Annotated in this window: 27 protein-coding genes; 7 read left to right on the top strand and 20 right to left on the bottom strand. The window is 73.0% G+C overall.

Going from position 1 to position 26,506, the window contains the following annotated elements; all coding sequences use genetic code 11:
- Positions 1-268: 268 nt before the first annotated feature.
- The 3 genes from ACFWE1_RS16990 to ACFWE1_RS17000 form a co-directional block, all read right to left on the bottom strand.
- Entirely contained in the window at positions 269-2,605 is a 2,337-nt protein-coding gene (locus ACFWE1_RS16990) for an arylsulfatase (protein ID WP_376934630.1), read from the bottom strand.
- Positions 2,606-2,884: 279 nt separating this feature from the next.
- Positions 2,885-4,087, bottom strand: coding sequence for a CynX/NimT family MFS transporter (locus ACFWE1_RS16995; RefSeq protein ID WP_376934632.1), 1,203 nt, complete (start codon positions 4,085-4,087; stop codon positions 2,885-2,887).
- The gene (locus ACFWE1_RS17000; protein WP_376934634.1) at positions 4,084-4,854 is read right to left on the bottom strand and encodes a FadR/GntR family transcriptional regulator; all 771 of its coding nucleotides are present in this window, start codon (positions 4,852-4,854) and stop codon (positions 4,084-4,086) included. Before ACFWE1_RS17000 ends, ACFWE1_RS16995 begins: the two co-directional genes overlap by 4 nt.
- Before the next feature lie 120 nt (positions 4,855-4,974).
- On the opposite strand from ACFWE1_RS17000, the gene ACFWE1_RS17005 reads away from it, so the two are divergent.
- Positions 4,975-5,925, top strand: coding sequence for a hypothetical protein (locus ACFWE1_RS17005; protein WP_376934636.1), 951 nt, complete (start codon positions 4,975-4,977; stop codon positions 5,923-5,925).
- Positions 5,926-6,027: 102 nt separating this feature from the next.
- Here the strand turns inward: ACFWE1_RS17005 and ACFWE1_RS17010 are convergent, their stop codons facing one another.
- The 4 genes from ACFWE1_RS17010 to ACFWE1_RS17025 are packed head-to-tail and all read right to left on the bottom strand — an operon-like array spanning position 6,028 to position 8,304.
- Entirely contained in the window at positions 6,028-6,792 is a 765-nt protein-coding gene (locus tag ACFWE1_RS17010; protein WP_376934638.1) for an ABC transporter permease, read from the bottom strand.
- Positions 6,789-7,607, bottom strand: coding sequence for an ABC transporter ATP-binding protein (locus ACFWE1_RS17015; protein WP_376934640.1), 819 nt, complete (start codon positions 7,605-7,607; stop codon positions 6,789-6,791). Before ACFWE1_RS17015 ends, ACFWE1_RS17010 begins: the two co-directional genes overlap by 4 nt.
- Positions 7,604-7,972, bottom strand: a complete 369-nt coding sequence (locus ACFWE1_RS17020; protein WP_376934642.1) for a DUF1048 domain-containing protein — start codon at positions 7,970-7,972, stop codon at positions 7,604-7,606. The genes ACFWE1_RS17015 and ACFWE1_RS17020 overlap by 4 nt, the downstream gene beginning before the upstream one ends.
- Before the next feature lie 2 nt (positions 7,973-7,974).
- Positions 7,975-8,304, bottom strand: coding sequence for a PadR family transcriptional regulator (locus ACFWE1_RS17025; RefSeq protein ID WP_376934644.1), 330 nt, complete (start codon positions 8,302-8,304; stop codon positions 7,975-7,977).
- A gap of 180 nt (positions 8,305-8,484) precedes the next feature.
- On the opposite strand from ACFWE1_RS17025, the gene ACFWE1_RS17030 reads away from it, so the two are divergent.
- Both ACFWE1_RS17030 and ACFWE1_RS17035 read left to right on the top strand, forming a co-directional pair.
- On the top strand, positions 8,485-9,390 hold the full coding sequence (locus ACFWE1_RS17030; protein ID WP_376934646.1) for a transposase: 906 nt from the start codon (positions 8,485-8,487) through the stop codon (positions 9,388-9,390).
- Positions 9,391-9,643: 253 nt separating this feature from the next.
- Positions 9,644-10,234 carry a uracil-DNA glycosylase family protein gene (locus ACFWE1_RS17035; RefSeq protein ID WP_376934648.1) on the top strand — a complete coding sequence of 197 codons (591 nt, stop codon included), beginning with the start codon at positions 9,644-9,646 and terminating at the stop codon, positions 10,232-10,234.
- Between the two features lie 427 nt (positions 10,235-10,661).
- Here ACFWE1_RS17035 and ACFWE1_RS17040 read toward each other — a convergent pair whose 3' ends face one another.
- A complete protein-coding gene (locus tag ACFWE1_RS17040) occupies positions 10,662-12,002 on the bottom strand; it encodes an MFS transporter (protein WP_376934650.1) in 1,341 nt (446 codons plus the stop codon).
- Between the two features lie 118 nt (positions 12,003-12,120).
- On the opposite strand from ACFWE1_RS17040, the gene ACFWE1_RS17045 reads away from it, so the two are divergent.
- Positions 12,121-12,495 (top strand): winged helix-turn-helix transcriptional regulator, encoded by a 375-nt coding sequence (locus tag ACFWE1_RS17045; RefSeq protein WP_376934652.1) that lies wholly within the window; start codon positions 12,121-12,123, stop codon positions 12,493-12,495.
- A 41-nt stretch (positions 12,496-12,536) separates the two neighbouring features.
- On the opposite strand, the gene ACFWE1_RS17050 is transcribed toward ACFWE1_RS17045, so the two are convergent.
- A complete protein-coding gene (locus ACFWE1_RS17050) occupies positions 12,537-13,166 on the bottom strand; it encodes a class I SAM-dependent methyltransferase (protein WP_376934654.1) in 630 nt (209 codons plus the stop codon).
- A 167-nt stretch (positions 13,167-13,333) separates the two neighbouring features.
- Between ACFWE1_RS17050 and ACFWE1_RS17055 the strand changes: the two genes are divergently transcribed.
- Positions 13,334-14,200, top strand: coding sequence for a GyrI-like domain-containing protein (locus ACFWE1_RS17055; protein WP_376934656.1), 867 nt, complete (start codon positions 13,334-13,336; stop codon positions 14,198-14,200).
- Positions 14,201-14,245: 45 nt separating this feature from the next.
- Here the strand turns inward: ACFWE1_RS17055 and ACFWE1_RS17060 are convergent, their stop codons facing one another.
- The 10 genes from ACFWE1_RS17060 to ACFWE1_RS17105 form a co-directional block, all read right to left on the bottom strand.
- Positions 14,246-14,506, bottom strand: a complete 261-nt coding sequence (locus tag ACFWE1_RS17060) for a hypothetical protein (protein WP_376934658.1) — start codon at positions 14,504-14,506, stop codon at positions 14,246-14,248.
- A gap of 99 nt (positions 14,507-14,605) precedes the next feature.
- Positions 14,606-15,709: an aminotransferase class V-fold PLP-dependent enzyme gene (locus ACFWE1_RS17065; RefSeq protein ID WP_376934660.1), complete on the bottom strand. Its 1,104-nt coding sequence runs from the start codon at positions 15,707-15,709 to the stop codon at positions 14,606-14,608.
- Positions 15,706-16,116 (bottom strand): RidA family protein, encoded by a 411-nt coding sequence (locus ACFWE1_RS17070; RefSeq protein ID WP_376934661.1) that lies wholly within the window; start codon positions 16,114-16,116, stop codon positions 15,706-15,708. The genes ACFWE1_RS17065 and ACFWE1_RS17070 overlap by 4 nt, the downstream gene beginning before the upstream one ends.
- Positions 16,113-17,165: a zinc-binding alcohol dehydrogenase family protein gene (locus ACFWE1_RS17075; RefSeq protein WP_376934662.1), complete on the bottom strand. Its 1,053-nt coding sequence runs from the start codon at positions 17,163-17,165 to the stop codon at positions 16,113-16,115. Before ACFWE1_RS17075 ends, ACFWE1_RS17070 begins: the two co-directional genes overlap by 4 nt.
- Complete coding sequence (locus ACFWE1_RS17080; protein ID WP_376934663.1) at positions 17,162-18,511, bottom strand: MFS transporter; 1,350 nt, start codon at positions 18,509-18,511, stop codon at positions 17,162-17,164. Before ACFWE1_RS17080 ends, ACFWE1_RS17075 begins: the two co-directional genes overlap by 4 nt.
- Positions 18,512-18,603: 92 nt before the next feature.
- Positions 18,604-19,422 (bottom strand): acetoacetate decarboxylase family protein, encoded by an 819-nt coding sequence (locus ACFWE1_RS17085; protein ID WP_376934664.1) that lies wholly within the window; start codon positions 19,420-19,422, stop codon positions 18,604-18,606.
- Complete coding sequence (locus ACFWE1_RS17090; protein WP_376934665.1) at positions 19,419-20,450, bottom strand: alpha-ketoacid dehydrogenase subunit beta; 1,032 nt, start codon at positions 20,448-20,450, stop codon at positions 19,419-19,421. Before ACFWE1_RS17090 ends, ACFWE1_RS17085 begins: the two co-directional genes overlap by 4 nt.
- The gene (locus ACFWE1_RS17095) at positions 20,443-21,396 is read right to left on the bottom strand and encodes a thiamine pyrophosphate-dependent dehydrogenase E1 component subunit alpha (RefSeq protein WP_376934667.1); all 954 of its coding nucleotides are present in this window, start codon (positions 21,394-21,396) and stop codon (positions 20,443-20,445) included. The genes ACFWE1_RS17090 and ACFWE1_RS17095 overlap by 8 nt, the downstream gene beginning before the upstream one ends.
- Complete coding sequence (locus ACFWE1_RS17100) at positions 21,393-22,223, bottom strand: IclR family transcriptional regulator (protein ID WP_376934669.1); 831 nt, start codon at positions 22,221-22,223, stop codon at positions 21,393-21,395. Before ACFWE1_RS17100 ends, ACFWE1_RS17095 begins: the two co-directional genes overlap by 4 nt.
- Positions 22,220-23,461: a M20 family metallopeptidase gene (locus ACFWE1_RS17105; RefSeq protein WP_376934671.1), complete on the bottom strand. Its 1,242-nt coding sequence runs from the start codon at positions 23,459-23,461 to the stop codon at positions 22,220-22,222. The genes ACFWE1_RS17100 and ACFWE1_RS17105 overlap by 4 nt, the downstream gene beginning before the upstream one ends.
- 138 nt (positions 23,462-23,599) lie before the next feature.
- On the opposite strand from ACFWE1_RS17105, the gene ACFWE1_RS17110 reads away from it, so the two are divergent.
- Complete coding sequence (locus tag ACFWE1_RS17110; RefSeq protein ID WP_376934673.1) at positions 23,600-24,952, top strand: aspartate aminotransferase family protein; 1,353 nt, start codon at positions 23,600-23,602, stop codon at positions 24,950-24,952.
- Positions 24,949-25,731, top strand: coding sequence for an SDR family NAD(P)-dependent oxidoreductase (locus ACFWE1_RS17115; protein WP_376934675.1), 783 nt, complete (start codon positions 24,949-24,951; stop codon positions 25,729-25,731). The genes ACFWE1_RS17110 and ACFWE1_RS17115 overlap by 4 nt, the downstream gene beginning before the upstream one ends.
- Before the next feature lie 31 nt (positions 25,732-25,762).
- Here the strand turns inward: ACFWE1_RS17115 and ACFWE1_RS17120 are convergent, their stop codons facing one another.
- Positions 25,763-26,503, bottom strand: coding sequence for an alpha/beta fold hydrolase (locus ACFWE1_RS17120; protein ID WP_376934677.1), 741 nt, complete (start codon positions 26,501-26,503; stop codon positions 25,763-25,765).
- Positions 26,504-26,506: the final 3 nt, after the last annotated feature.

The following is a 26,506-nucleotide window of genomic DNA, read 5'->3' on the forward strand; positions in this document are numbered from 1 at the left end:
CAGGCAAAACGTCAGTATGTGCGGGTGCGCGGGTCGACGAACCCGCACATACTGACGTCGCGCCATCCCCGCCCCGGCGCTCCCGGCTCCGGCCCCGCCCCGCCCGGCCCCGAGGCAAGAAGTCCGTATTTGCGGGTGCCTGGCCTTCCGAACCCGCAAATACTGACGTCTTGTCACCGGCGGCGGCGGAGCTGGGCGGGGGCGGAGTCCGGCGGGCGGGGGGCGGGGTCGGGTGGGGACGGGCGGGCGGGATGCCGGCGAGTGCGACTCAGCGGTATGCGATGTGCACGGCGTCGATCGTGCCGTCCAGGGCGAACGGCATCCGCTCGGCGTACGCCCGCGACACCGCGCCACCGTAGGCGCGCCCGATGTCGAGGCAGTCGTTCGCCGAGAACAGCAACGGCGCGCTCACCGGCACCGTGCCGCTCGCGACCTCCGCACCACCGACCCGTAGCGCGACCGAGAGCGGGCCGCCCGGCCGTCGCTCCACGTACGCCGTCTCGATCTCGATCGTCGCCTCGCCCGCCGGCAGCGGGGCGTCCGCTGCGATGATCGTGCGCTGCACGAGGAACAGGTTGTACTCGTAGTGCAGCACGCCGTCGAGCAGGTACGCGGTGAGCCCGCCGCCCGCGCCGCCGAGCTTGTAGAGCACGCCGTTCGCCCGCTCGGGCAGCGTGGCCCGGATGGTGACGAGGTTCGGCGTGTTCCCGAGCGCCGGCGCGCAGAACTCCGGGATCCGCACCGTGTCGCCCGAGAGCTCCCATTCCGTGTAGGCCGGGCCGAGCCGGTACTCGGGGTGGTAGACCGGCACCCAGAGCCCGCCGCCGACGGGCAGCACCTCGTTGCGCGCCGCCTCGATCGCGAAGAGTTCCTTCAGCTGGGCGAGCTTCTCGGGGTGCTCGGCGGCGAGGTCGTGCGCCTGACTCCAGTCCTCGTCGAGGTGGTAGAGCTCCCACGGATCGGCATCGGGCGTCCAGGTCGCGATGCCGGAAGGGGCGCCGGGCACCCAGGGCAGCCGCGGCCCGGTCGCCGAGGCGAGCCAGCCGTCGGCGTAGATCGATCGGCTGCCCATGATCTCGAAGTACTGCACCCGGTGCCGGCCCTCGGCCGCGGCGTCGTCGATCGCATAGGCGAAGCTCGTGCCGTCGATGGGGATCTGCGGGATGCCGTTCACCGTCTCCGGCGGCTGGATGCCGATGATCTCGTAGATCGTCGGCACGACGTCGATGACGTGGTGGAACTGCGTGCGCGGCGAGGCATCCGCCGCGATGCGGCCCGGCCACTGGATGAACATGGGGTTCCTGGTGCCGCCCAGGTGCGACGCCATGAGCTTCATGCCCTGGTAGGGCGTCGACCCGGCCCAGGCCCACGCCGCGTGGTACTGGTTGTCGGTGGCCGGGGTGCCGAGCGCGTCGAGCCCGCCGAGCTCGTCGAGCGCGGCGAGGTGCTGGTCGATGGTCGTCGGGATCATGTTCTGCGCGAGCAGTTCGCTGATCGTGCCGTTCTGCCCCTCGCCCGAGGAGCCGTTGTCGCCCCAGATGTAGACGATGATCGTGTCGTCGAGGTAGCCGAGCCGCTCGAGTTCGTCGATGAGCCGCCCGGCCTGCACGTCGGCGTGCTCGCCGAAGCCGGCGGCGACCTCCATGAGCCGGCGCTGGAAGGGCTTCTGGTGCTCGGGGATCTCGTCCCAGCCCTGCAGGCTGTCGGGCCGCGGGGTGAGCTCGGCGTCCTCGGGGATCCAGCCCGCGGCCTTCGCCCCCGCGAAGGCCTCCTCGCGGTAGGCGTCCCAGCCGTCGTCGAAGACGCCGGCGTACTTGTCGGCCCACTCCTTCATGATGTGGTGCGGTCCGTGGATGGCGCCGGTCGCCCAGTAGAGGTAGAAGGGCTGGTCGGGCGCGTTGGCCTTGTGGTCGCGCAGCCAGCGCATCGCGTCGTCGGCGAGGTCCTCGCTCAGGTGATAGCCCTCTTCGGGCGAGCGCGGGGGAAGCACGGTCGTCGTGTTCCGCACGAGGTTGGGCTCGTACTGGGATGCCTCGCCGGCGAGGAAGCCGTAGAAGTACTCGAAGCCGTAGCCGGTGGGCCAGCGGTCGAAGGGGCCGGCCGCGGTCGTCTCCTCCGCGGGGGTGTTGTGCCACTTGCCCCAAGCGGCGGTGGAGTAGCCGTACTGGCGCAGCACCTCCGCCATCGTCGCGCTCGACTTCGGGATGTGCCCCGAGTAGCCGTCCCAGTCGTTCGCGAGTTCGGCGATCTGGCCGTTGCCGACGCGGTGGTGGTTACGTCCCGTCAGCAGGGACGCGCGGGTGGGCGAGCACATCGCCGTGGTGTGGAAGCGGTTGAAGCCGATTCCGCCCTCCCGGATGCGGGCGAGCGTCGGCGTCTCGACGAGGCCGCCGAGCGGTTTCGGCAGGGCCGGGCCGGCGTCGTCGATGAGGATGACGAGCACGTTCGGCGCGTCGGTCGGGAGGTGCCGTTCGGGCGGTCTCGGCGAGTAGGTGGACTCCTGCAGCGTCCGCCCCGCGGTGCTGCCGGAGGATTTCGGTGGGAACGGCAGGGTGCGTGCCGTCGGCAGCGCCTCCCCGATGACCGATGTGCGCGTGCCCGACATGTCGACCTCGACTCTGCGGTGCCGCGCCGTTGCGGCAGGCGGAGCCGACCGCATCCCCCCGGATCCGGCGGCGTTCTCGCCGCCGTCGCCCTGCCCGCTCGCAGCCTAGGGGGAACCCCGAGCAGAACTCAAGAACCCCGCCCCTCCCCAGCCCCGCCCCGCCCACACCCGGCGCAAGACGGCAGTATTTGCGGGTGCGCGGCCATCCCGACCCGCAAATACTGACGTCGCGCCATCCGGTCGGCCGGTCCGGGGCCGCGGGGCGGGGGCGGGGCGCGCTCAGCGGAGCACGCGGTCGCGTCCGGCGAGGAAGCCGAAGACGACCGTGAGGCACACGAGGCCGGCGAGCACGAGCAGCGGCGGCGTCCACGAGCCGGTGACGTCGTGCATGAGGCCGACGGCGATGGGCCCGATCGCGGCGAGCGTGTAGCCGACCGACTGCGCCATGCCGGAGAGCGAGGCCGCCTGCGCGTGATGGCTGGTGCGCAGGCCGAACGAGCTCAGCGCGATCACGATGTTCGATCCGCCCGCGATGCCGGCGAGGACGGCCCACACAGCGGCGAGCTGCGGCGCCAGCAGCACCCCGAGCACCGAACCGAGGAAGAGCGCCGAGCTGCCCGCGGCGAGCCAGCGCTGGTCGCGGAGCCGCGGGATGAGCGCGGATGCCGCGAGGCTCCCCGCGATGCCCGCACCGTTCAGCAGCAGCTGGTGCAGGCCCGCGGCGGCGCGGTCGATGCCGGCCGAGGCCTCGATCGAGGGCAGCCAGGTGATCAGCACGTAGAAGCCGAGCGACTGCAGCCCCATGAACGCGGTCACCTGCCAACCGATCGCCGAGCGCCACGGCGAGCGCAGCCCGGAGAGGTCTGGGTGTTCGGCGTCGGCGAGGTCCTGCGCCGAGAGATGCGTCGTACGCCGGAACTGCGGCAGCATCACCACGATCGCGATGAGCGCGAGACCGGCCCACATGCCGAGCGGCAGCCGCCAGCCGAGCGCCGACGCCCCGGCGACGGGTACGGCGACTCCCGCGGCGAGCGCGGCGAAGGCCGCCTGCACGGCCGAGTAGGTGCCGGTGACCTGGCCGATGCGCTTCGGGAAGTCGCGCTTCACGACGGCGGGCAGTACGACGTTCAGCACGGCGATCGCGACGCCGAGCAGGGCGGTGCCGGTCCAGAGCAGCGGCAAGCCGGGCAGCGAGCGCACCACGAGGCCGACGGCGAGCGCCGCGAGGGCGATGCCGAGGGAGCGTTCGAGGCCGATGCGGCTCGCGACCGCCGGCGCGATCGGCGAGACGATCGCGAAGGCGACGAGCGGCAGGCTGATGAGCACGGATGCCTCGAGCGAGGCGAGCCCGAGATCCTGCTGCAGCTCGCCGAGGACGGGGCCGACCGTGGTGATGCCGGCGCGGAGGTTCGCGGCGACGAGCAGCAGCCCCGCGAGCACGAGCGCGGGGCTGAGGGCGCGGGCGGCTCCCCCGCGGCTCATCGGGCGTCCTCGGCGTCGCTCGCGGCGGTGCCGAGGCCGGTGCCGGTGGCGGTGCCGAGGCCGGCGCCGGTGGCGGCCCCGGGGAAGCCGGTCTGCTCGTGCGCGAGGCGGACCATCCGTTCGGCGGCCTCGACCGCGGCCGCCGGATCGCCGGCCACGATCGCCTGGGCGAGCTCGGCGTGCGCGTCGTCGACGTGACCGAACGCGGCGCGCTGCGCGGCGAGGTCGACCTCGGGCCCCGAGAGCGGCGCGAGGGCCTGCTCGTTGCCGCCGACCCCGCGGTAGAGCTCGGCGAGCAGGGCGTTGCCCGAGGCATCCTGCACCGCGCGGTGGAAGCGCACGTCGGCGGCCGCGTACTCCGGTGCGGTCTCGGCGGCGGTGCGGGCGGCGAGCGCGTCGAGGATGGCCCGGTGCTCCGGCTCGCCCGCGCGCAGGGCGGCGAGGCGCGCTCCCTCGCGCTCGAGCAGGAGCCGCACCTCGGCGACGTCCTCGGCGCGGTCGTGGTCGAGGCGCCTGGCGAGCGCCGGGGCGACGTCGCTCGCGGCGACGACGAAGGTGCCGTAGCCGGCGCGGGCGCCGAGGAGCCCGGCGTGCACGAGCGAGCGGATCGCCTCGCGCAGGCTGTTGCGGCTCACCTCGAACTCGGCGGCCAGCTCGGCCTCGGTCGGCAGGAGCGCGCCGACGGCGTACTCGCCCTCGGCGATGCGGCGGCGGAGTTCGTCGGCCAGTTGGGTGGAGAGCGGGGTGTTGTGGGAGATTCCGGGCACTGCACCACCCTACGCCCGATTGAGCCAAATATTGGACAAATGACGGTTGGGGCGGTTGGATGCTTCGAGGGGCCCGGTCGGGCGATGCGGACGTCGGCGGTCGGTGGCATCATCGCCCGCATGGACGAGGACGTCATCGACTGGCTGTTGCACGCCGACCCGGCGATCCGCTGGCAGGTGCAGCGCGATCTGCTCGACTCGCCGCCCGACCTCGTCGCCGCCGAGCGGGCGCTCGCGACGCGCGAGGGCATCGCCGCGCGCATCCTCGAGCTGCAGGACGAACGCGGCTATTGGGGCGGCTTCACGTACGGGCCGCAGCGCGAACGCGACAGCGTGATGTGGACGCTGCACGTGCTGCTGCGCTTCGGCGTCGATCCCGAGGCGCCCGAGGTGCGGGCCGCGATCGAGCGGGTGCGCGAGGGGGTGCGCTGGCCCGAGGAGGATGGCGGCCGGCCCTTCTTCGCCGGCGAGGTCGAGGAGTGCGTCAACGGCGGCGTGCTGGCGTACGCCGCGTACTTCGGGGTGCTCGACGAGGCATCCGATCGCCTGGTCGACCGCCTGCTCGGCCAGCGTCTCAGCGACGGCGGCTGGAACTGCGACCCCGTCGAGGAGTCCGTGCGCTCCTCCTTCGACAGCACGCTCTGCGCGCTCGAGGGGCTGCGCGCGTACCAGCGGGCGACCGGGTCGGCGGATGCCTCGATCGCCGATGCCGTGCGCACGGGCGAGGAGTACCTGCTCGAGCGCAGCCTGTTCCGCCGCCGGAGCACCGGCGAGCTCGCGAACCCGCAGTACGCGACGTTCGCGTTCCCCATGTACTGGTTCTACGACGTGCTGCGCGCACTCGAGCACTTCCGGCTGAACGGCGGAGCGCCCGACGAGCGGCTCGCCCCGGCGTTCGAACTGCTGCTCGCGCGGCGCCTGCCCGACGGCCGCTGGCCGGCCGGACCGCAGCGGCCGACGTTGCGCGGCTACGTCGTCGAGGCGCCGGAGGGGCAGCCGAGCCGGTGGAACACGCTGCGCGCGCTCCGGGTGCTGCGCTGGGCGGAGCCGGCCGCGCTCACGCGCCGCTGAGGCGTCCGCCGCCGACGGTGCAGCCGCCAACCGCGCACCCGCCGACCCAACGCCGAGTTGCCCGACTTTCATGAAAGTCGGGCAACACCGCATTGGGGCGGCTCAGCTGAGCTTCTTCCGGTAGATCGCGATCGCGAAGCCGTAGGCGACGGCGAGGATGCCGACGAGCCAGGCGAGGGCGATCCAGATCTCGGTGCCGACCGGCTGTCCGGCGAACAGCGCCCGGATCGTGTTCACGATCGAGGTGACCGGCTGGTTCTCGGCGAACCAGGCCACCGGCGCCGGCATCGAGTCGGTCGGCACGAAGGCCGAGCTGATGAACGGCAGGAAGATCAGCGGGTAGCTGAACGCGCTCGCCCCATCGACCGACTTCGCCGAGAGCCCCGCGACCACGGCGAGCCAGGTCAGCGCCAGGATGAAGAGGATCAGGATGCCGGCGACGCCGAGCCACGCCCCGACCGACGCCCCCGTACGGAACCCCATGATCAGGGCGACGCCGACGACGATCGCGACGGACACGAGGTTCGCGACGACCGAGGTGAGCACATGCGCCCAGAGCACGCTCGAGCGGGCGATCGGCATCGACTGGAATCGGTCGAAGATGCCGCCCTGCAGATCGAGGAACAGTCGGTACGAGGTGTACGCGACGCCCGAGGCGATCGTGATGAGCAGGATGCCCGGCAGCAGGTAGTTGATGTACGACTCGTCGGAGCCCGTGTTGATCGCCCCGCCGAGCACGTACACGAACAGCAGCATGAGCGCGATCGGCGTGACCGCGGTCGTGATGATCGTGTCGGGACTGCGGAGGATGTGGCGCAGCGAGCGCCCGGTGAGCACGCCGGTGTCGGCGATGGCGTGGGTGGTCATCGTGCTTCCTTTCGTGCTGAGGCATCCGCCGCCGCGTCGGCGTTCTCCGCCGCGTCGGCCTCGCCCGTGTCGCCGACGAGGGCCAGGAAGACGTCCTCGAGGGAGGGCTGCTTCTCGACGTACTCGATCTCGGCTGGCGGGAGGAGCTGCTTGAGCTCGGCCAGGGTGCCGTTCTGGATGATGGTGCCGCGATGCAGAATCGCGATGCGGTCGGCGAGCTGCTCGGCCTCGTCGAGATACTGCGTCGTGAGCAGCACGGTCGTGCCGCCCTCGGCGAGCTGCTTCACGGTGCGCCAGACGTCGATGCGAGCCTGCGGGTCGAGCCCGGTGGTGGGCTCGTCGAGGAAGATGATCTTCGGCTCCCCGATGAGACTCATCGCGATGTCCAGCCGGCGGCGCATGCCGCCGGAGTACGTCGCCGCGCGTCGGTCGCCCGCCTCGGTGAGCGAGAACCGGGCGAGCAGCTCGTCGGCGATCGCGCCGGGGTTCTTCACGTGCCGGAGCTTCGCGACGAGCACGAGATTCTCCCGCCCGCTCAGCACCTCGTCGACCGCGGCGAACTGCCCCGTGAGGCTGATCGACTCGCGCACCTCGCCGGGGGCGCTGCCCACGTCGTGGCCCTGCACGGTCGCGGCGCCCGCATCGGCCTTCAGCAGCGTCGAGAGGATGCGCACGAGCGTCGTCTTGCCGGCCCCGTTCGAGCCGAGCAGGGCGAAGATGCTGCCCCGCTCGACGTCGAAATCGACCCCGCGCAGCACGTGCACGTCCTTGAAGGACTTCTCGATGCCGCGCACTCGGATGGCGGTGTCACTCATTTCCGATCACCTCGCTTCGCCTGCTCGATGTCCTTGACGAGGCGCGCGCGCTCCTTGTCGATCCACTGGGTGCCGCCGTAGGCCTGGGCGAACGTCTCGGCGAACTCGACGGGGTCGTCGCCCACGATGTCGGCGACGGGGGTGCCGTCGACGGCCGCGCGCTCCCAGAGGTCGGCGAGGTCGACGAACATCTGCACGAGGGTTTCGCCGTCGGTGATGCCGCCGTAGTACATGAGGTAGCGGTGGCAGGCGTTCGCCGCGATGCGGTACTGCTCCGGCAGGGCGTCGAGCCGCGCCTTCGCCTGGCGGTACTGCTTCTTCTGCTCGAGCGAGCCGGTCAATGCTTCGATCCACTTGGCAGCCATGGTCACTTCTCTCCTTCGTGGAGCTGTTCGATACGTTCTGCGAGGAAGCTCCACGTCCTCCAGAACTCTTCGAGTTCGTCGCGCCCCTTGGCGTTCAGGGTGAACACCTTGCGGGGCGGGCCCTTCTCGGAGGGCACCTTCTCGACGTCGACGAGGCCGCGCTGCTCGACTCGGACGAGCAGGGCGTAGATGGTGCCCTCGGCGATGTCGGTGAAGCCGCGCTCGCGGAGCCGCGCGGTGATGTCGTAGCCGTGCGCCGGCTGCACCGCGATGATCGCGAGGACGATGCCCTCGAGCGTGCCCTTGAGCATCTCGGTCATCTGCTTACCCATCGGGATGCTCCCTTCTCTTCGTTCAGTTCCGTGCTCTGCTATTCAGTGTTGCTGAGTACCACTAGAAAGTAACACTGAGTACCGGTACTTAGCAACACCGAATACCGAACTTCTTTTCTCGACTTGCCCGACTTTCATGAAAGTCGGGCAAGTCGAGATGGGGCGGGGCAGGATGAAGGCATGGCCGACGACCACGCACTGGCCGAGATCGCCGGGGAGCTCTACGGGACGCTTCCGACGGAGTTCGTCGCAGCCCGGAACGCCCGGGCGAAGGAGCTGAAGCCGAGTGACCCGGCGCTCGCCGCCGCGGTCGCCGAACTGCGCCGCCCGGCCCCGGCCGCCTGGCTCGTGAACCAGCTTGTCCGGCACCGGCGAGCCGAGCTCGAGCAGCTCCTCGAGCTCGGCGACGAGCTGCGCGCCGCCCAGGCCGAGCTCGACGCGGCCTCCCTCACCGCGCTCGCCCGGCAGCGGCGCACCGTCGTCGCGGCGCTCGCCCGCGAGGCGGGCGGACTCGCCGACGAGCTCGGCGCGCCCGTGCGCCAGCCGGTGCTCGACGAGGTCGCCGAGACTCTGCAGGCGGCGATGACGGATGCCTCAGCCGCCGACGCCGTGCGCACGGGGCTGCTCGTGCGGGCGCTCGAAGCCGTCGGCACCGAGGTCGAGCTCGACGGCGCCGTCGCCGGTGGGCTCGCGGGCGGTGTCGCCCCGGCGTCCGCACGACGTCGGGCGGATCCGCCCGACGAGCTCGCCGAGCGGCGCACGCGCAAGCAGCGGGAGGCGAGGGCGCGCGCGGAGCGCGAGCTCGCCGAGGCGGAGGAGCGGGCGGATGCCTCCGAGGCTGCCGCGGCCGAGGCATCCGAGCTCGTCGACGCGGCGAGCGCCGCCGCCGGAGCCGCCGCTGCGCAGCGGGACGCTCTGCTCGCCGAACGCCGCGAACTCGAACGCCGGCTCAGCGACGCCGAGGGCGAGCTGGCCCGAGCCGAACAGGCGGTGCCACCGCTCGAACGGAAGCGCGCCCGGGCCGCCCGGGCCGCGAGCGAGGCCCGCGCCGCCGCCGACGCGCTGCGCGCCGACCTGGCGCCCTGAGCCCGTGGTTCCCTGAGCCCGTCGAAGGGAACACCGCCCTGGTTCCCTGAGCCCGTCTGGTTCCCCGAGCCCGTCGAAGGGAACACCGCCCACCCTGCTTCGACGAGCTCAGCGAACCAGTACCGCTTCGACGAGCTCAGCGAACCAAGTCCCGCTTCGACGAGCTCAGCGAACCAAGTTCCGCTTCGACAAGCTCAGCGAACCAAGTCCCGCTTCGACAAGCTCAGCGAACCAGGGTGAGATCATCGTTCGCATGAGCTCCGAGACGATCGCGTCGATCCGCGCGGCGATCGTCGCGGCCCCGGCGAACCGGGCGTTCGTAGCCGCCGGCGCGCAGCCCGTCTTCACCGCCGACCCCCGCGCGCGCATCCTCGTCGTCGGCCAGTCCCCCGGTCGGCAGGCGCAGGACAACGCCCTCCCCTGGAGCGACGCGAGCGGCGAACGGCTCCGCGAGTGGCTCGGCGTGGACGAGCGCACGTTCCGCGCGCCCGAGTCATTCGCGTTCCTCTCGATGGACTTCTTCTATCCGGGCCGCGGGCCGAGCGGCGACCTGCCGCCCCGGCGCGGCTTCGCCCAGACGTGGCATCCGCGCATCCTCCGCACGATGCCCGAGCTCCGACTGACCCTGCTCATCGGCGGCTACGCGCAGCGTCACTACCTCGGCAGGCGCGGCGGCGCCACGCTGACGCAGACGGTGCGCGACTTCGCCGCGTTCGGGCCGGAGATCGTTCCGCTCGTGCATCCGAGCCCGCGCAACACGGCTTGGCAGCAACGCAATCCCTGGTTCGCCGCCGAGCTGCTGCCCGTGCTGCGCGAGCGGGTCGCCGCCGCCCTGGCCCCCTGAGCGTGAACCGCTGGTTCCCTGAGCCCGTCGAAGGGAACGCCGCATCGCTTCGACAAGCTCAGCGAACCAGGGGCCGCTCCGCGAACCATGCCCAAAAGCGGACCAAACTCGTCGATTTGCGGCCGGGGCCGCTCTCTGACAAGATCCCCCTACCTTCGGGGTGGTCCCCGTCCTGGAGGACATCGGATGCCGGCGTTTTCCCTGCCGCTCCGATGGCACGGCCGGCCCGGGCAAGCATCCCCCCGATCTCGCCCGGGTCGACCCCCCACTGCGGTGCGCAGCGACGTCGCCCGAACGGTTGACGCGCCTCAACCACCGCAGTGCGCGTCAGCATACTCCCACGTGGCATCCAGCCGACACCCCCGAACGGGCGGGGGCGCGCCCGCGCCGCGGAAGCGCTCTCACGCCGTGCCGGGACTCGGCGAGCTCACCGCCGGCGGCGCAGCTCCGGGAGCACCGCCATGGCGCCCACGACGATCGTCGCGACGAGCACCGCGACCGCGAACCCGCCCGTCGGGAGCGCGGCGGCGATCGTGCCGAACACGGCGATGCCGAGCCCCGAGCCGAGGGCGAAGCCGATCTCCTGGATCGCCCCGACCTGCCCCGCCTGATCCTCGGTGGTCGCCTCGAAGAGCGCGGTCGCCGCGAGCGTGCCGGCGATGCCGAAGCCGAGGCCCACGAGCACGAGCGGGGCCGCGATGAACGCGGGATCGCTCGCGAGCCAGCCGAGCCCGGCGGCCTGCACGAGCAGGGCGAGCACGGTGAGGAGGTTCGCCGAGAGCCAGCGGAGCAGCAGCGGCGTGATCACGCCGCCCGCCGCGATCGCGGCGGCTTGCGGCAGCAGCGCGAGCCCGGCCTCCGCGGCGCTCGCACCCCGGGTGTCCTGCAGCTGCAGGCTGACGAGCAGCACCGCGGCTGCGGAGGCGCCGGCGCTGACGAGGATGCGGGTGATCGCCGGCGAGAACCCCGGGAGGCCGAACAGCCGCACATCGATGAGCGGTTCGCGCAGCCGCCGCTGCCGCACGATGAAGAAGACGAGGCTCGCGATGGCCACCGCACCGGCGACGATCGCGACGAGCGGGGCGGCGATCGCCTCGTGCAGCGCGAGCACCAGGCCGCCGAGCGCGAGCATCGAGGCGAGGATGCTCGGCACGTCCCAGCTCGGCCGCAGGCTGCTGCGGGAGTCGGGCACCAGCCAGGCCGCGAGCACGATGGCGATGATCGCGAGCGGCACACTGCCGAGGAAGAGCCACCGCCAGCCCGGGCCCTCGGCGAGCGCGCCGCCGAGCACGGGCCCGACCGCGTTGCCCACGCCGAAGGTCGCGGTCCAGAGGCCGTAGGCGACGACGCGATCCCGCCCCGCGTAGCGCGCGCCGATCGTCGCGACCACGCCCGCGATCACGAACGCCTCGGCGATGCCGAGCAGGGTTCGCGCCCCGATGAGCATCGCGCCGCCGGTGGCGAGGCCGCCGGCGAGGTTCAGGATGGCGAAGCCGGCGAGTCCGATGAGGATGATCCGTTTGCGGCCGAAGGCATCGCCGATCCTCGCCGCGATGATGAGCGTCGCGGCCATCGCGAGCGCGTAGCTGTCGACGAGCCAGAGCGCCTCGGTGTCGCCGAGCGAGAGCTCCGTGCGGATCGCGGGCAGCGCCGTCGCGGCACTGCTGATCGCGAGCGAGCCGATCAGGATGCCGAGCAGCATCGGCACCATCGCGGCCCAGCGACGGATCGAGGAGCGGGAGTCGGGCAGGGCCGGAGAGAGGGTCACTCGACCATTCTGTGGAGTACGGTACGGAGTGACAAGTACGGACATTCTCGTCAGGTAGTGACCGTTTGGATACTATGGGTGCGAGGAGTCATCCCGATCTCACCCGGAGGTGCAGTCGATGCGAGAGAAGACGGAACGCGTCATCCGCGAGTGGGCCGACTCCTGCGACGCGGAGGTCTCGATCGCCGTGCTCGGCGGCGCGTGGAAGCCGAGCATCCTGAAAGCCCTGGCCGAGCACGGCGTGCTTCGCTTCGGCGAGCTCGGCCGCCTGCTCGACAACCCCACAGCACGGGTGCTCACCCGGCAGCTGCGCGAGCTCGAGCAGGACGGGCTCATCACCCGCACCGTCTACCAGCAGGTGCCCCCGAAGGTCGAGTACCGGCTGAGCGAACTCGGCGAGAGCGCCGGCCCGCTCGTCGAGGCGCTGACGCGGTGGGGCGGGCAGTACGCGGCGCGGCAGCGCACGGGTCTCACGGCGACGCAGGTCGGCTGACGCCGGGGCGTCGACGTTCGACGCGACGGTGGATGCCTGGATCAGGCGCGATGCGCCCCGGTGTGGCGCGCCCCGGCGCGACGGGCGAGGATGAGGCCCTGCCTGCGCACGCCGGGGTCGGTCCGTGCCTGGGCCTCGGTGATCGTGAACCCCGCGTCCTCGACCCGCGCCGCGAGCAGGCCGAGCGGCCAGAAGTAGGCCGTCGTCACGGCGTGCGGGAACGCTTCGAGTTCGGGGCCCTCGAAGAATCCGAGCGCGAGCGAGCCGGCGGGCGCGAGTGCTCGCGCGAACTCCCGGAGTGCGACGTCGATGGCCACGGGATGGGTGTGGATCAGCGAGAACCAGGCCAGGATGCCGCCGAGGCTCGCGTCTCCGACGCCGAGCTCCTCGGCCCGGCCGAGACGGAACCGCTGGGCCGGGTGCCGCAGCCGGGCGGCGGCGACGAACTCCGGCGTGGGGTCCAGGCCCTCGATGTCGAGCCCGTGCTCGGCGAGGAAGGCGGTCCACTGGCCCGGTCCGCAGCCGACGTCGAGCGCCGGCCCGGTGACGCCACCCGCCCAGGCGAGCAGGGCCCGGCGGTCGGCTTCGGCCGCCGCGTCGATGCCGCCGAAGGCGTCGACGTACTCCGCCGACCTGGCGCCGTACGCCGTACTGACCGCTTCGACCGTCACTCGAGGACTCTACCGGCGGGCGCGCGACCACCGGGCGAGCCGTGCCACGATACTCGGATGGCCGGGTGGCCGCCCACCGGAGGCCGATCGGCATCCGATCGATTCGGACCGCGGAAGTCGGGTGCCGGGCCGCCGCGACGAGCAGGCTGGATGGCGAAGGAGGAACCGTGATCGCGACCCTCAACCGCGTCGTCGAGCTGGTCGAGCAGACGCTCGACGGCCCCACGGAGCTGGCGGCGCTCGCCCGCCGGGCGGGCACGACCGAGTACCACCTGCGGCGCATGTTCTCCTCGCTGGCGGGGATGCCGCTATCGGAGTACGTCCGACGGCGGCGGATGACGCTCGCTGCGGCGGAGGTCCTCGGCCACGGCGAGCTGCTCGACATCGCCGTCCGCCATGGCTACGGCTCGACGGAGGCGTTCGGCCGGGCGTTCCGTGCGGTGCACGGCGCATCCCCGGCCGAGGTGCGTCGCGACGGCGGCCCCCTTCGCACACAACCACAGCTCAGGTTCCGCCTGACCGTCGAAGGGAGTGCCCCGATGGACACCCGCATCACCGACCGCCCCGCGTTCACGCTCGCCGGCCACGCCGCGCGCGTGCCGCTCATCCACGAGGGGGTGAATCCGCACATCCAGGCGCACATCGCCGCGATCGAGCCGAGCGAGCACGCCCGGTTGAAGCAGCTCGGCGACACCGAGCCCCGCGGGCTCCTCCAGGTGAGCGCCGACGTGGATCCCGACGCGCGCAAGGGCACGCCATTGACGTATCTGCACGGCGTCGCGCTCGCGGACGCCGCCGCAGCGCCCGACGACCTCGACACGATCGAGGTTCCGGCCGGTCAGTGGGCCGTGTTCCGCGTCGCGGGCGAGTACCCGGCCGCGCTGCAGTCGGCGTGGGCCGCGACGGCGACGGACTGGTTCCCGTCGAATCCGTGGCGGCTCCGCCCCGGGCCGTCGATCGTGGCGGTGCTCGACCGCTCGGACGATTTCGCCACGGCCACGTGCGAGCTGTGGCTCCCGGTCGAGCGCGCCTGAATGCGCGTCCGTCGGCGGCCCGACCCCTGGCCGCCGACGCCGGACTCAGCGCGAGTAGTAGAAGTACGCGCTCCAGTAGCCGCCGCCGCTGTGGTAGCAGGGCTGGCGCAGATCGACCTTGTAGCCGGTCATCAGCTTGCCGCGGATGGCGCTCGTCAGCATGCCCTTGCAGGCGCTCTGCCCCTGCACGCTCACGCTGTACGCCTTCCAGTCGGCGGCCTGCGCCGGTGCCGCAGCCGCCACGCCCCCGGTGACGACGAGAGCGAGGGCCGCCGTCATGGTGGCCAGCCGGATCTTGCGCTTCATGGTTCTCCCCCGGATTCGGTGTCCCTTGTCCTCAGATGCAATCACGACGGGCGCCGAAGCGGTATGGGGAGGACTCCCCGTTTCGAGGCAGCCGCGCCGTCAGGCGGCCCGGATCGCGGCCAGCACCCGTTCGATGTCGCGGACGTCGTTGAAGCCGTGCACGCCGATGCGCAGTCGATCGCCCAGCACGCGTGCGCGCACGTCCGCCTCGGCGAGGCGGGCGGCGAGCCGCTCGGGGCGCGCCACGCGCACCACTCGGATGTGCGAGCCCGCCCCGGTCCGGACGGGGACGGCGCCGAGCTCGAGGGCTTCGCGCTCGAAGAGCTCGGCGAGTCCGAGCGCGCGCTCCTCGATCGCGAGCGGATCGAGCCGGGCGAGGAGGCCCAGCGCCGCCTCCGCCCCGATCCAGGAGAGCCAGGCCTGCGAGGTGTCGCACCGCGCGAGCCCGCCGCCGAGCTGCGGCCGCCCGCCGAACAAGCCATCAGCGCCCTCGGCCGTCTTCCAGCCCGGCGCGATGGCTTCCAAGTGCGCCGCCGCTCCGGGAGCCGCCACGAGCCAGGCCGCACCGCGCGGCGCGAGCATCCACTTGTAGCCGTGCACCGCGAGGTAATCGGGCGCCGCCTCCTCAATCGGCGAACGGAGCACGCCGAGGCTCTGCGTGGCGTTCACGAACAGCTCGGCACCGACCTCGCTGGCGCGCTCCCGCAGCGCCGCAAGGTCGATCCGTTCCCCGTCGAGCGTGGTCGTCTCGGACACCGCGACGAGCGAGACGCCCGGCCGGATCCGCTCGAGCAGCGCGTCGCTCCGGCTCTCGCCCACTTCGACCGGCACCAGCTCGACCGGGCGACGGGGGTCCCGTCCCGCCTCGGCGACGAAGGGCAGCAGCAGGCTCTGGAACTCGTCGGCGGCGAGCAGCGCGACGCCCGCGGGCCGGAACCGGGCGACCGTCGCGGCGGCCTCGGCGAGCGAGCCGAGCGTCGCGACCGAGTCGCGGGGCACGCCGCACCAGTCCGCGAATCGCGCCCTGGCGCGATCGGCGGCCGCGTCCCAGTCGCTCCAGTCGAAGTCCCCGGCCAGCTGCCCGTCGACGGCGCGCCGGAGCGCGGCGGCGACCGCCGCCGCCGCCGGGGCCGAGCCGGGGGTGTCGAGCCACGCCCAGCGCTCCAGCGCGGGGAAGCTCGCGCGGAACTCCTCCGGCGTCATCGCGGGACCGCGACCACGGCCTCGATCTCGACGAGGAGCTCGGGGGCGGCGAGCTCGGCCGCCACGAACGCGGAGTGCGCGGGGTACGCGCCGTCCGGGTACCAGCGCCCGAAGACCTCGGTGCGCACGCCCGCGAACTCCCGGAAGCTGCCCTCGCCCGCGACGATCGTGAAGAGCTTCACGATGTGGGCGGGGGTCGCGCCGAGCTCGTCGAGCAGGAGCTCGAGATTGCGGAAGACCTGCGCCGTCTGCGCGGCGCAGCCGCCGGGAGCGAGCACGCCGTCGCGGTCCTGCCCCACCTGCCCCGAGAGGTACACGAGGCGGTGGTCGTCCGGCACGACCGTGTAGTGCCGGAACTGCCCGATCGGTGCGGCGAGCGTGTCGGGGTTGCCTCCAGTGACGATCATGGCCGTTCTCCTCCTTCATCGAGCGTTCCGGGCATCCGGAACACGGTCTTGCCCAGGGTCCGTCCGTCGGCGCTCGCGCGCATGGCGGCCGGGGCCTCCTCGAGCGGATGCACCGCGTCGACGACGGGCCGGATCCCATGCTCGCGTACGAAGGCGAGCGCGTCACGGAACTCCTCCGCACTGCCCACGGAGGTGCCCCGCAGGCTCAGCTGCCGGAAGAACAGCTCGCGCAACGACAACCGGATCTCCGCGCCTGTCGTCGCCCCGAGGGTCACGATCCGGCCGCCGGGGCGCAGCGTGCCGAGCGCCGCCGGCACGCTCGCGGCGCCGACCGTGTCGACGACGAGGTCGACCGGTGGCAGGCGGGCGCTGCCGAGTTCCTCGCTCGGCACCGCGGCGGCGGCACCCCGTCCGAGCGCGAAGGCGCGCTTCTCGGCCGAGCGGCTGGTCACGGTGACCCGCGCGCCCACGGCGAGCGCGAGGTCCAGCGCGAGGAGGCCGACCCCGCTGCCGATGCCGGGGATGAGCACGTGCTCGCCCGCGGCCAGCTCGCCGACGGTGAAGAGCGCCCGGTACGCCGTGACGGCGGCGAGCCCCAGCGCGCCGGACTCGGGTCCCGAGAGGTGCGCCGGAACGGGATGGGCGTTCCCCGCGGGCACGGCGACGAACTCCGCGAAGGTGCCGGGAGCGCGGCCGCCGAGCAGATCCGGGTGCTCCGGCACCCGGGCGCGCTCCGGCCAGTTCAGGGTGGGATCGAGCAGCACCCGGTCGCCGAGCGCGGGCCCGTCGCCTGCGCGGCCCGGCCGGGCGGCGGCCCCGAGGCCCACCACCCGGCCGACCGCGTCTGCGCCGAGGATCCGGTCCGGCTCCGAGCCGTCGCGCCGCTCCGCGGTGAACAGTTCGTGCCGGTTCAGGCCCGCGTACTCGACGGCGAGCAGCACCTCCCCTGCCGCCGGCTCCGGCGCCGGCATCCGGGCGACGCGCAGTCCGTCGAGCCCCGGCGCCCCGCCGTGCACGAGGGCGAGCATGCCGGCATCCGCGCCCGTCATGCGCCCGCCGCGGGGATCGCGCCGGTGCGCAGCTCGGCGTGCTTGGTCTCCGGAGTGAACAGGGCGGCGATCAGGCTGATGACCGCACCGCCCACGAGGTACCAGGAGGGCGACCAGCTCGAGCCGGTCGCCGTGACCAGGGCCTGCGCGACGAGCGGGCCGAGGCCACCGAAGAGCACCACGCCGAGGTTGTAGCCGACCGCGAGGCCGCTGTACCGCTGCGCGGTCGGGAAGAGCTCGGCGAAGAGGGCCGGCTGGGCCGCGAGCATCATCGCGTCGCCGACGAGGATGAGTCCGATGCCGAGGATCGCGAGGCCGAGCTGCTGGGTGTGCAGCAGCAGGAAGCCGATCGGCGTGGTGACGATGACGAGGGCTGCGCCCCAGCGGATGAACGGACGCCGGCCGAAGCGGTCGCACGCCTTAGCGAAGGCGAGCACCAGCACGACGAGCACGAGCATCGAGACCAGGCCGATGTTGCGCGCCTCGGTGTCGGCGAAGCCGAGCTGGCCCGCGAAGAACGTCGGCCCCCAGACGAGCAGCACATAGGTGCACATGGTGGGCGAGGCGACGAGCCCCGCGACGAGAAGCACCGAGCGCCAGTTCTCGCGCAGCACGCGGGTCAGCGGCGAGCGCCCCGCCCGGCGGCCGTCGGAGGCCTCGACCTCGGCCTTCGCCTCGGTGAACTCCGCGGGGTCGGCGAGCCGGAGGCGCATGTACAGCCCGATCAGGCCGAGCGGGAGCGCGACGAGGAACGGGATGCGCCAGCCCCACTCGAGCACGGCCTCCGGGCTCATCGAGGTGGTGATGAAGAGCGAGGTGAGCGCCGCGACGAACATGCCGAGCACGATCGTGATGGTCTGGAAGCTGCCGTACCAGGCGCGCTTGCCCGCGGGGGCGGTCTCGATGATGTACGTCACCGCGCCCATCCACTCGCCGCCGGCCGAGAGCCCCTGCACCAGACGCAGCAGGAAGATCAGGATCGGGGCGAGGACGCCGATGCTCGCGTACGGCGGCACGAGGCCCATGAGCGCGGTCGCGATCGAGATCATCAGGATGATCGCCGACAGCGCGGCCTTCCGGCCCAGCCGGTCGCCGACGAGGCCGAACAGCACGCCGCCGAGCGGGCGGATGATGAAGCTGATGCCGAAGACGAGGAAGGTCGTCAGCAGCGCGACGGCCGGATCCTCCTGGGGGAAGAAGAGCGCCGCGAAGACGGCGGCGAAGTAGCCGTACAGGACGAATTCGTACCACTCGAGGAAATTGCCGATGCAGGCGGCGACGATCGCGCGCATCTGCGACGGCTGCAGGCCCTTCTCGCGGGTGGTGCGGGGGTGCGTGACAGTCATCGTGAGCTCCTTTGCTGTTCGGTGACGCGGGGGATGGATCGGGTGACGCGGGAGGATCGGGGCGGCGGATGCCGGGTGGTGCTGCGGTGGGGTTACGGCAGGTGCTGCACGGGCGGCGGCACCGGGGTCCAGCTCGGGCGGCCGAGCGGCACGGGCGGGTCCACCTCGGCGAGGTACCGGCCGTAGCCGATGTCGAGCACGGCGCGGCCGTAGGCGGCCGTCGCCGGTCCGGTCGCGGCGAAGACGTGCAGGGGGTCGGCCTCGCTCGCGCCCCAGGCGAAGGTCGCGGTGCCCGTGCGGGCGGGGCCGAGGGCGGTGAGGCTCCACGGGATCTCGACGAGCTTGCAGAGGTCGTAGCCCGTGCCCTCCGCGCTGGGGATCGCCTTGACCGTGCAGTGCCGGGCGAACCAGTCCGGGGCGGGGACGTGCTGGAAGTCGAGGCCGAGCGCCGCCTCCCCTGCGACGAGCTCCTCGCCGAGGGCGGAGACGATCGCGAAGGCGACGCCGTCGCCATGCTCGTCGAGGCGAACGGCTCGGGCCTGCTTCTTCGGCAGCCCGAACAGCTCGCGGCCGAGGATGCCGTGGTTCAGGCCCTCTACGAACGTCTCGATCGCGTAGGCGCCGTCGGGGCCGCCGCCGTAACCGGCGCAGCGCAGCGAGACGCCGCCCTGCAGGTAGTCCGGGCGACGCTCCACGCCGTCGGCCGAGGCGAACTCCGCGCCGATGAACTGGGCGATCCAGAGCGCCACGGTCGGCGACTCCGGCACACCCAGACCGGCGGGCAGGCACCGGGCCGCGACGGCGGCGTCGATCGGCGCCTCCACGGTCAGCCAACGCACCTCGACGCGCTCGGTGCCGGGCGTGAACAGCGGGGCGAAGACCGGCATGGCGACCGGCGCGGCGGCGCTCATCGCGTACCCACCGGCATGGCTTCGACGCGGCCGGCCGGCACGTCGTGCGCGACCCGGCGGATGGCCCCGAGGATGTCCTCCTCGCCCGGCAGCACCCGGGCGGCCAGCTGCACCGCCGCGGGGATCCGCGTCTCCAGCGCGCCGATCCGCACCGGCGGCGAGCTGAGCTGGACGCCGCTCTCGACGACGCGGGAGACCACTTCGGCGCCCACCCCGCCGGTCGTGTGCGCCTCGTGCACCACGAGCAGCCGGCCCGTCCGCTGCACGCTCGCGAGGATGCTGTCGAGATCAAGCGGGCGGATCCACCGGGCGTCGATCACCTCGGCGTCGATGCCCTCGGCCGCGGCGCGCTCGGCCGCGGCGAGCACCCGGTGCTGCATCGCGCCCCAGGTGACGATGGTGAGGTCCGAGCCCGAGCGGCGCAGGCCGACCCCGCCGACCGCCTGCACCGGGCCGCCGATCCGCACCGGCTGCTTGGCGCCGTGGTAGAGCGTGCGGTTCTCGATCACGATCGTCGGGTCGTCGCTCCAGATGGCGCTGAGCAGCAGGTCGTAGGCGTCCTGGTTCGTGGTCGGCATGCAGACGCGGATCCCGGGGATGTGGGCGAACAGCGCCTCCAGGGACTGCGAATGCTGGGCGCAGGCGCCCGGGGCGTTTCCCTGCTGGGTGCGCACCGTGAGCGGAGCGGCGAGCGCGCCCCGCGAGACGTATCGCACGTTGGCCGCCTGGTTCACGATCTGGTCGAACGCGACGAGGGCGAAGTCGGCCCACATGATCTCGACGATCGGCCGCCGGCCGAACATCGCGGAGCCGACCGCGCCGCCGAGGATCGCCGACTCGGAGATCGGGGTGTCGAACACCCGCTCGCCGAACTTCCGGCGCAGGCCCTTCGTGACGCCGAAGACGCCGCCGGGGATCGCCACGTCCTCGCCGAACAGCAGGGTTTCGGGGCGCTCCTCGAGCGCCCGCGCGAGTGCCGCGTTCACGCTCTCCGCGTAGGACAGGGTCTTCTCGATGATCTCAGGCATGGACGTGCTCCTCGACGGTGGCGGGGTCTGCGAGCGGGGCGGCGAGCGCGGCCCGGACGGCGTGATCGATCTCGTCGACCACGCGCTGGCGCAGCGCCGCGAGCTCCGCGTCGCCGACGCCGGCCGCCCGGGCCATCCGCTCGGCTCTCGCGATGGGCTCGGCCGCGATGGCGGCGTCGAGCTCGCCCGCCGGCCGGTAGTGCTGGATGTCGCCGATGTAGTGGCCCACGATGCGCTGGGTCATGGCCTCGAGCAGCACCGGGCCGGCGCCGTTCCTGCACCGCTCGACGGCGTCGGCGACGGCGTCGCGCACCGCGTCCGGGTCGTTGCCGTCGAAGCGCACGCCGGCCATGCCGTATGCGGAGGCGCGGCGGAAGAACTGGTCGTTCCGCACCACGTCCCGCGTCGGGGTGAGCTCGGAGTACGTGTTGTTCTCGACGAGGAAGATCACCGGCAGCGTCATCGCCGCGGCGAAGTTCATGGCCTCGTGCACGGCGCCCTGGTTCATCGCGCCCTCGCCGAAGGAGGCCACGGCCACTCGGCCGCTCCCGTCGAAGCGGCCGGCGAGCGCCGCCCCGCACGCGATCGGCGCGCCCGCGCCGACGATGGAGTTCTCGCCGTACATGCCGTACGCGGGAGCCGTGAAGTAGGCGGAGCCGCCTCGGCCGCCGCTGATGCCGCTGGCCCGGCCGAGCAGCTCGGCGAGCACGGCCTCCGGCGGCACGCCGCACGCGATCGCCCAGCCGTGGCCCCGGTAGGTCGGGAACACGGCGTCGCGGCCGAGGTCGAGGGCGCGGACGGCCCCGGTGTAGATCGCCTCCTGGCCGTTGCAGAGGTGCACCGAGCCGACGATGTCCTCGCTCAGCCGCAGTCGGCTGATCGCCTCCTCGGTCTCGCGGATGCGGTGCATCACCTCGAGCGAGGCGAGCAGCGTGTCCTGGCTCATGCGGTCTCCTTCCGGTCTCCGGCCGCGCGGGCGGCCTCGTGGACTGCGGCGGGCGCGCGCAGGCGCCCGGAGGCGAGCAGGGAGCTCGCCAGGCTGGCGGCCTCCCCCACTGCGGCGACGAGCTGCGGCCGCGTACGGGTGAATCGTTCCGTCGGGGCGGACACCGTGAACGAGCCGGCCGGGGTGCCGTCCGGGGCGAAGTACGGCGCCGAGACGCAGCGCATGCCCTCGGCGAACTCCTCCTCGTCGACGGCGTAGCCCTGGCTGCGCACGCGCGCCAGCTCCATGAGCAGGCCGTCGAGGTCGGTCACGGTGCGCGGCGTGAGCCGGGTCAGCTTCACCCCGGCGAACAGCGTCTCCACCTGCTCGACCGGAAGGTGGGCGAGGATCGACTTGCAGGATGCCCTGGCGTGCATGTCGCCCGTGTAGCCGACCTCGAGCCCGCCGACGCTGAGCGTGTGGGTGCTCGTCAGGAAGTGCCGCAGCAGCACCGCCCCGCCGGTCCACTCCGCGATGAAGGCCGTCTCGCCCGTCGCGTTGAACAGCCGGGTGAGGATGACCGAGAGCTCCGGGGCGATCTCCGAGTGCCGTTGCAGGCCCCGCCCGAGGGCGAACCCGTGCGGGCCGAGCGCGTAGCGACCGCCCTCGCCGCGGACGACGTAGCCGTCGGCTTCGAGCGTGCGCAGCACGTGGTAGCAGACGCCGAGCGAGAGGCCGCGTTCGGCGGCGAGCTGCTTCGCGGTGGCGGGCCCGGCGTTCACGAGGTGCTCGAAGACCGCCATGCCCCGGCTGAGCGTCGTCAGGATCTCCGGCTTCGCGGCGGTCACGGCAGCACCCGCAGGGCCTGGGCGATCGTGCGGGCCGCGCGCAGCAGCTCCGTCTCGGCGACGGACTCGTTCGCGGTGTGCGCGAGCGAGGTGTCCCCCGGGCCGAAGACGAGGGTCGGCACGCCGAGCGCGGCGTACTGGCCGGCGTCGTTTCCGGCCGTGAAGCCGCGCAGCTCGGCGGCGCCGTCGACGAGCTCCAGTGCGCGCACGAAGGCCAGCGCGAGCTCGCTCGATTCGGAGGTCTCCCAGCCCGGGTACGGCGCCCCGAGCCAGTCGAGCCGGTGCGGCTGCCTGAGCTCGTGCGGGTCGTCGCGGACGGCCGCGGCGAGCGCGGCCGCGAACTCGGCTCGGGCGAGCTCGGGGTCCTCGCCGGGCTTCAGCCCGATCCGTCCGGTCATGCGGGCGCGCTCCGGCACGGATGCCTGGTATTCGCCGGCCTCGAGGAGGCCGATGTTGAACGGGATGCCGGTGGGCACGTCGGCGAAGCGGGGGTGGGCGAAGCCGGCGGAGCGGGCGGCGGCGGTCGCGATCAGCGCGTCCCGCAGCACGAGCAGTCGCGCGAGGGCGTCGACGCCGAGCCAGGGCGCCGAGGAGTGCGCGGCGACGCCCGCCGCCTCGACGCGGAAGAACTGGAGCCCCGTGCACGCCGTGACGAGGGCGTTGCCCGTCGGCTCGAGCACGACGGCGGCGGCGGGCGGTGCGGCGAGGGAGAGCGCGAGCCGGGTGCCGACGCCGGTGCGCTCCTCCCCGATCACGAGGTGGACGACGGGGAGATGGCTGAGCGGCTCGGCGCGTTCGCGGAGCACCTCGAGCGCGATCAGCGCGGCGGCGATGCCGCCCTTCATATCGACCGTCCCGCGCCCGTGCACGCGCCCGCCCTCGCGGACGCCGCCGAAGGGCGGATGCGCCCAGGCGGCGTGGTCCCCCTCGGGGACGACGTCGAGGTGGCCGTTGAAGACGATCGTCCGCTGACCGGGCTGCGGGCGGCCGAGGGGGTAGCCGATCACGTTCGCGCGCTCGGCGACGTGCTCCTCACCGGCGGCGAAGTCGGTGCCGGCGAGGGGCTGGAGCTCGACGTCCCAGCCGTGCCCGCGCATCCAGTCGGCGAAGAAGTCCGCGACGGCGCGCTCGGCACCGGTCACGCTCGGCCGCCGGACGGCGTCGGCGAGGAGCGCGGCGATGGCCTCGCCGTGCGCCGCGATCTCCTCGTCGAGACCGCGCGATTCCGCTGCTGTCATTGCTGGCTTCCCTCTCTGGTCTGGATCATCATGGGGGCGCTCCCGGACCTCATCGATATTCCGAACAAGCTTTTCGATTATCTGAAATATCGCTCCTTCGGCCCCGTCCGCCGTCGCCCTCGGCCCTACCGTGGGCGCATGACGAACGCGCAGCCCAGCCCGCCCGTAGCCGAGGCGCCCTCGCTCCTCGAGCGCCACCGCGCCGTGATGCCCGACTGGATGTCCCTGTACTACGACGAGCCGCTGGAGCTCGTCTCGGGCCGTGGCCGCACCGTGCTCGGCAGCGACGGCCGCGAGTACCTGGACTGCTTCGGCGGGCTGCTCGCGACCATGGTCGGGCACGACATCCCCGAGATCACCGAGGCGATCCGACGCCAGTCCTCGCACATCCTGCACTCCTCGACGCTGTACCTGCTGAGCGGCCAGGTGCGGCTCGCCGAGCGGCTGGCCGCCGCGAGCCGGATGGCCGATCCCCGCGTGTTCTTCGTGAACTCGGGGACCGAGGCGGTCGAGGCTGCCCTCCTCGTCGCGACGGCGCACGCATCGAGCAACCAGGTGCTGGCGCTGCGCGGCAGCTACCACGGCCGCAGCTTCGGCACGGTCGCGACGACCGGCATCCGCGCCTGGTCCGCGACCGGCTTCAGCCCGCTGCAGGTGAGCTACCTGCACAGCGGCTACCGCTACCGCAGCCCGTTCCGCGACCTCGACGACGCCCGCTTCGTCGACGCCTGCATCGAGGAGATGCGCACCATCATCGAGACCAGCACGAGCGGCCAGGTCGCGGCGATGCTCGTCGAGCCCGTGCAGGGTGCCGGCGGCTTCGCCGAGCCCCCGCCCGGCTTCTTCCAGCGCACGAAGGCGGTGCTCGACGAGTACGGCATCCCGCTCATCTCCGACGAGGTGCAGACGGCGTGGGGCCGCACGGGCCGCGGTCCGTACGGCATCCATTCGCACGGCGTCGTACCGCAGCTGCTGACCCTCGCCAAGGGCATCGCGAACGGGCTGCCGATCGGCGCCGTCGTCGCCGAGGCCGAGATCATGAACAGCCTGCCGGCGAACAGCATCTCGACGGCGGGCGGCAACCCGGTGGTGATGGCGGCGGCCAACGCGACCCTCGACTACATCGAGGAGCACGGCCTGATCGAGCAGGCCGACCGCATGGGCGAGGTCCTGCAGCGCGGGCTCCGCGCCATCGCGGCCGAGTCGCAGGGACTCGTCGGCGAGGTCCGCGGAGCCGGGCTGATGATCGGCGTCGAGCTCGTCGAACCGGGCACGACCGAGCCCGCGCCGGCCCTCGCGGTCGCGGCGGTGCAGCGGGCGCGGGAGCTCGGCCTCCTGATCGGCCGCGGCGGCCTCTACGGGAACGTGCTGCGGGTCACCCCGCCGATGACGATCACGGCCGAGGAGGCGGCACGAGCCCTCGAACTGCTCGGCGAGACCATCCGCTCGCTCGCGGCCGAACGCCTCGGCGCGGCCGTCCCGGTCGCATGACCGGGGAACGACGGCGCGTCCTCGTCACGGGCGGCGCCCGGGGTCTCGGCCGCGCGTTCGCCGAGCACCTCGCCGGCGCCGGCTGGGACGTCGCGGTGCTGGACCTCGACCTCGACGGCTACCGCGAGTTCCCGGAGGAGCCGTTCACGGCGCCCGTGGTGGACGTCCTCCGCGAGCTCGGGGCGGACGCCGTCGGCTTCGAGGCGAGCGTGACGGACGGGGCCGCGCTCGACGCGGTGGCCACCGAGCTCCGGACGCGGTGGGGCTCGCTCGACGGCCTCGTCTGCAACGCCGGCGGCGGCTCCGGCGAGCTCGACGGCAATCGGGCGTCGGAGGTCTCGCTCGCCGATCTCGGCGAGATGCTGGAGCGCAACCTTCTGGGCACGGTTCGCACGGTGCAGGCGAACCTCGGGCTGCTCCGTGCGACGCCCGGCGGAGCGATCGTGACCATGTCCTCGCTCAACGGGATCGAGCCGACCGAGCACGGCGGCTACGCCCACTACGGGGTGGCGAAAGCGGCCGTGGCCCACTACTCGCGCTATCTAGCGAAGGACCTCGGCCCCGAGGGCATCCGGGTCAACTGCATCGCACCCGGCCCGATCGCGACCGGCCGCCTGCTCCGCCGCATGGCCGAGCGCCCCGAGGCGAACGCGAACGTGCGGAACGCCCTCGGCCGCCTGGGCACGCCCGCCGACGTGCCCCCGCTCGTGCGCTTCCTGCTGGAGCCCGGGTCCGAGTACCTCACCGGCCAGGTGCTCCGCATCGACGGCGGGCTGTGACGACGGCGGGCTGCGGCTCCCGGAGCGCTCGCTAGTCCTCGGCCAGCCAGCGCTCCAGCCGCCTCGCGAACCACTCGGGCCGTTGCAGCGGGATGCCGTGGCCGCAGCTCTCCACGATCTCCAGCTCGCTGCCCGGCAGGGCCTCGGCCAGGCGGCGGGCGGAACGGCGCATGACGGCGCGCTCCTTCGCGCCGGCGAGCACGAGGGCGCGGCCGGGGAAGCGCGCCCAGCCCACCGGCACGGTGAAGCGGAGGTTCTCGCCGACGGCCGCGAGGAGCGTCGCGCGCGAGATGCCCGCCGAGGTGCGCAGGTAGTCGTCGAGCAGGGATGCCGGGACGAACAGCTCCCGCGCCTGCAGCGTCGCGAACCAGCGCCGCCGCGCGAGCGGTGCGGTGAGGCCCAGCAGGCCGAGGATGAGGCCGGCCGCGGAGGTCGGCTCGGCCTGCGCGCTCACCACGGCGACGCGGTCGACGAGCTCGGGCCGCTCGGCGGCGAGGAGCGCCGCGAGCTGCGCGCCCAGCGAGAAGCCCACCACCGCGACCGGCCCCTCGGCACGCCGCTCGATCAGCTCAGCCAGCTCGCGCACCGTCCGGGTATGCGAGACGTAGGGCGTCGCCGAGCTGCGGTCGTGGCCGGGCAGGTCCGGGACGATCAGCGTGGGCTCGGAGCGGAGCTCGTCGATCGCGGGCCGCCACATCCACCCGCCCACGCCGCCGCCGTGCAGCAGGAGCACCGTCCGGTCGCCCCGCCCGCTCGTCACACTCGCATGCATGCC

The sequence above is a fragment of the Agromyces sp. NPDC060279 genome (assembly GCF_042726785.1).
Lineage (GTDB): Bacteria > Actinomycetota > Actinomycetes > Actinomycetales > Microbacteriaceae > Agromyces.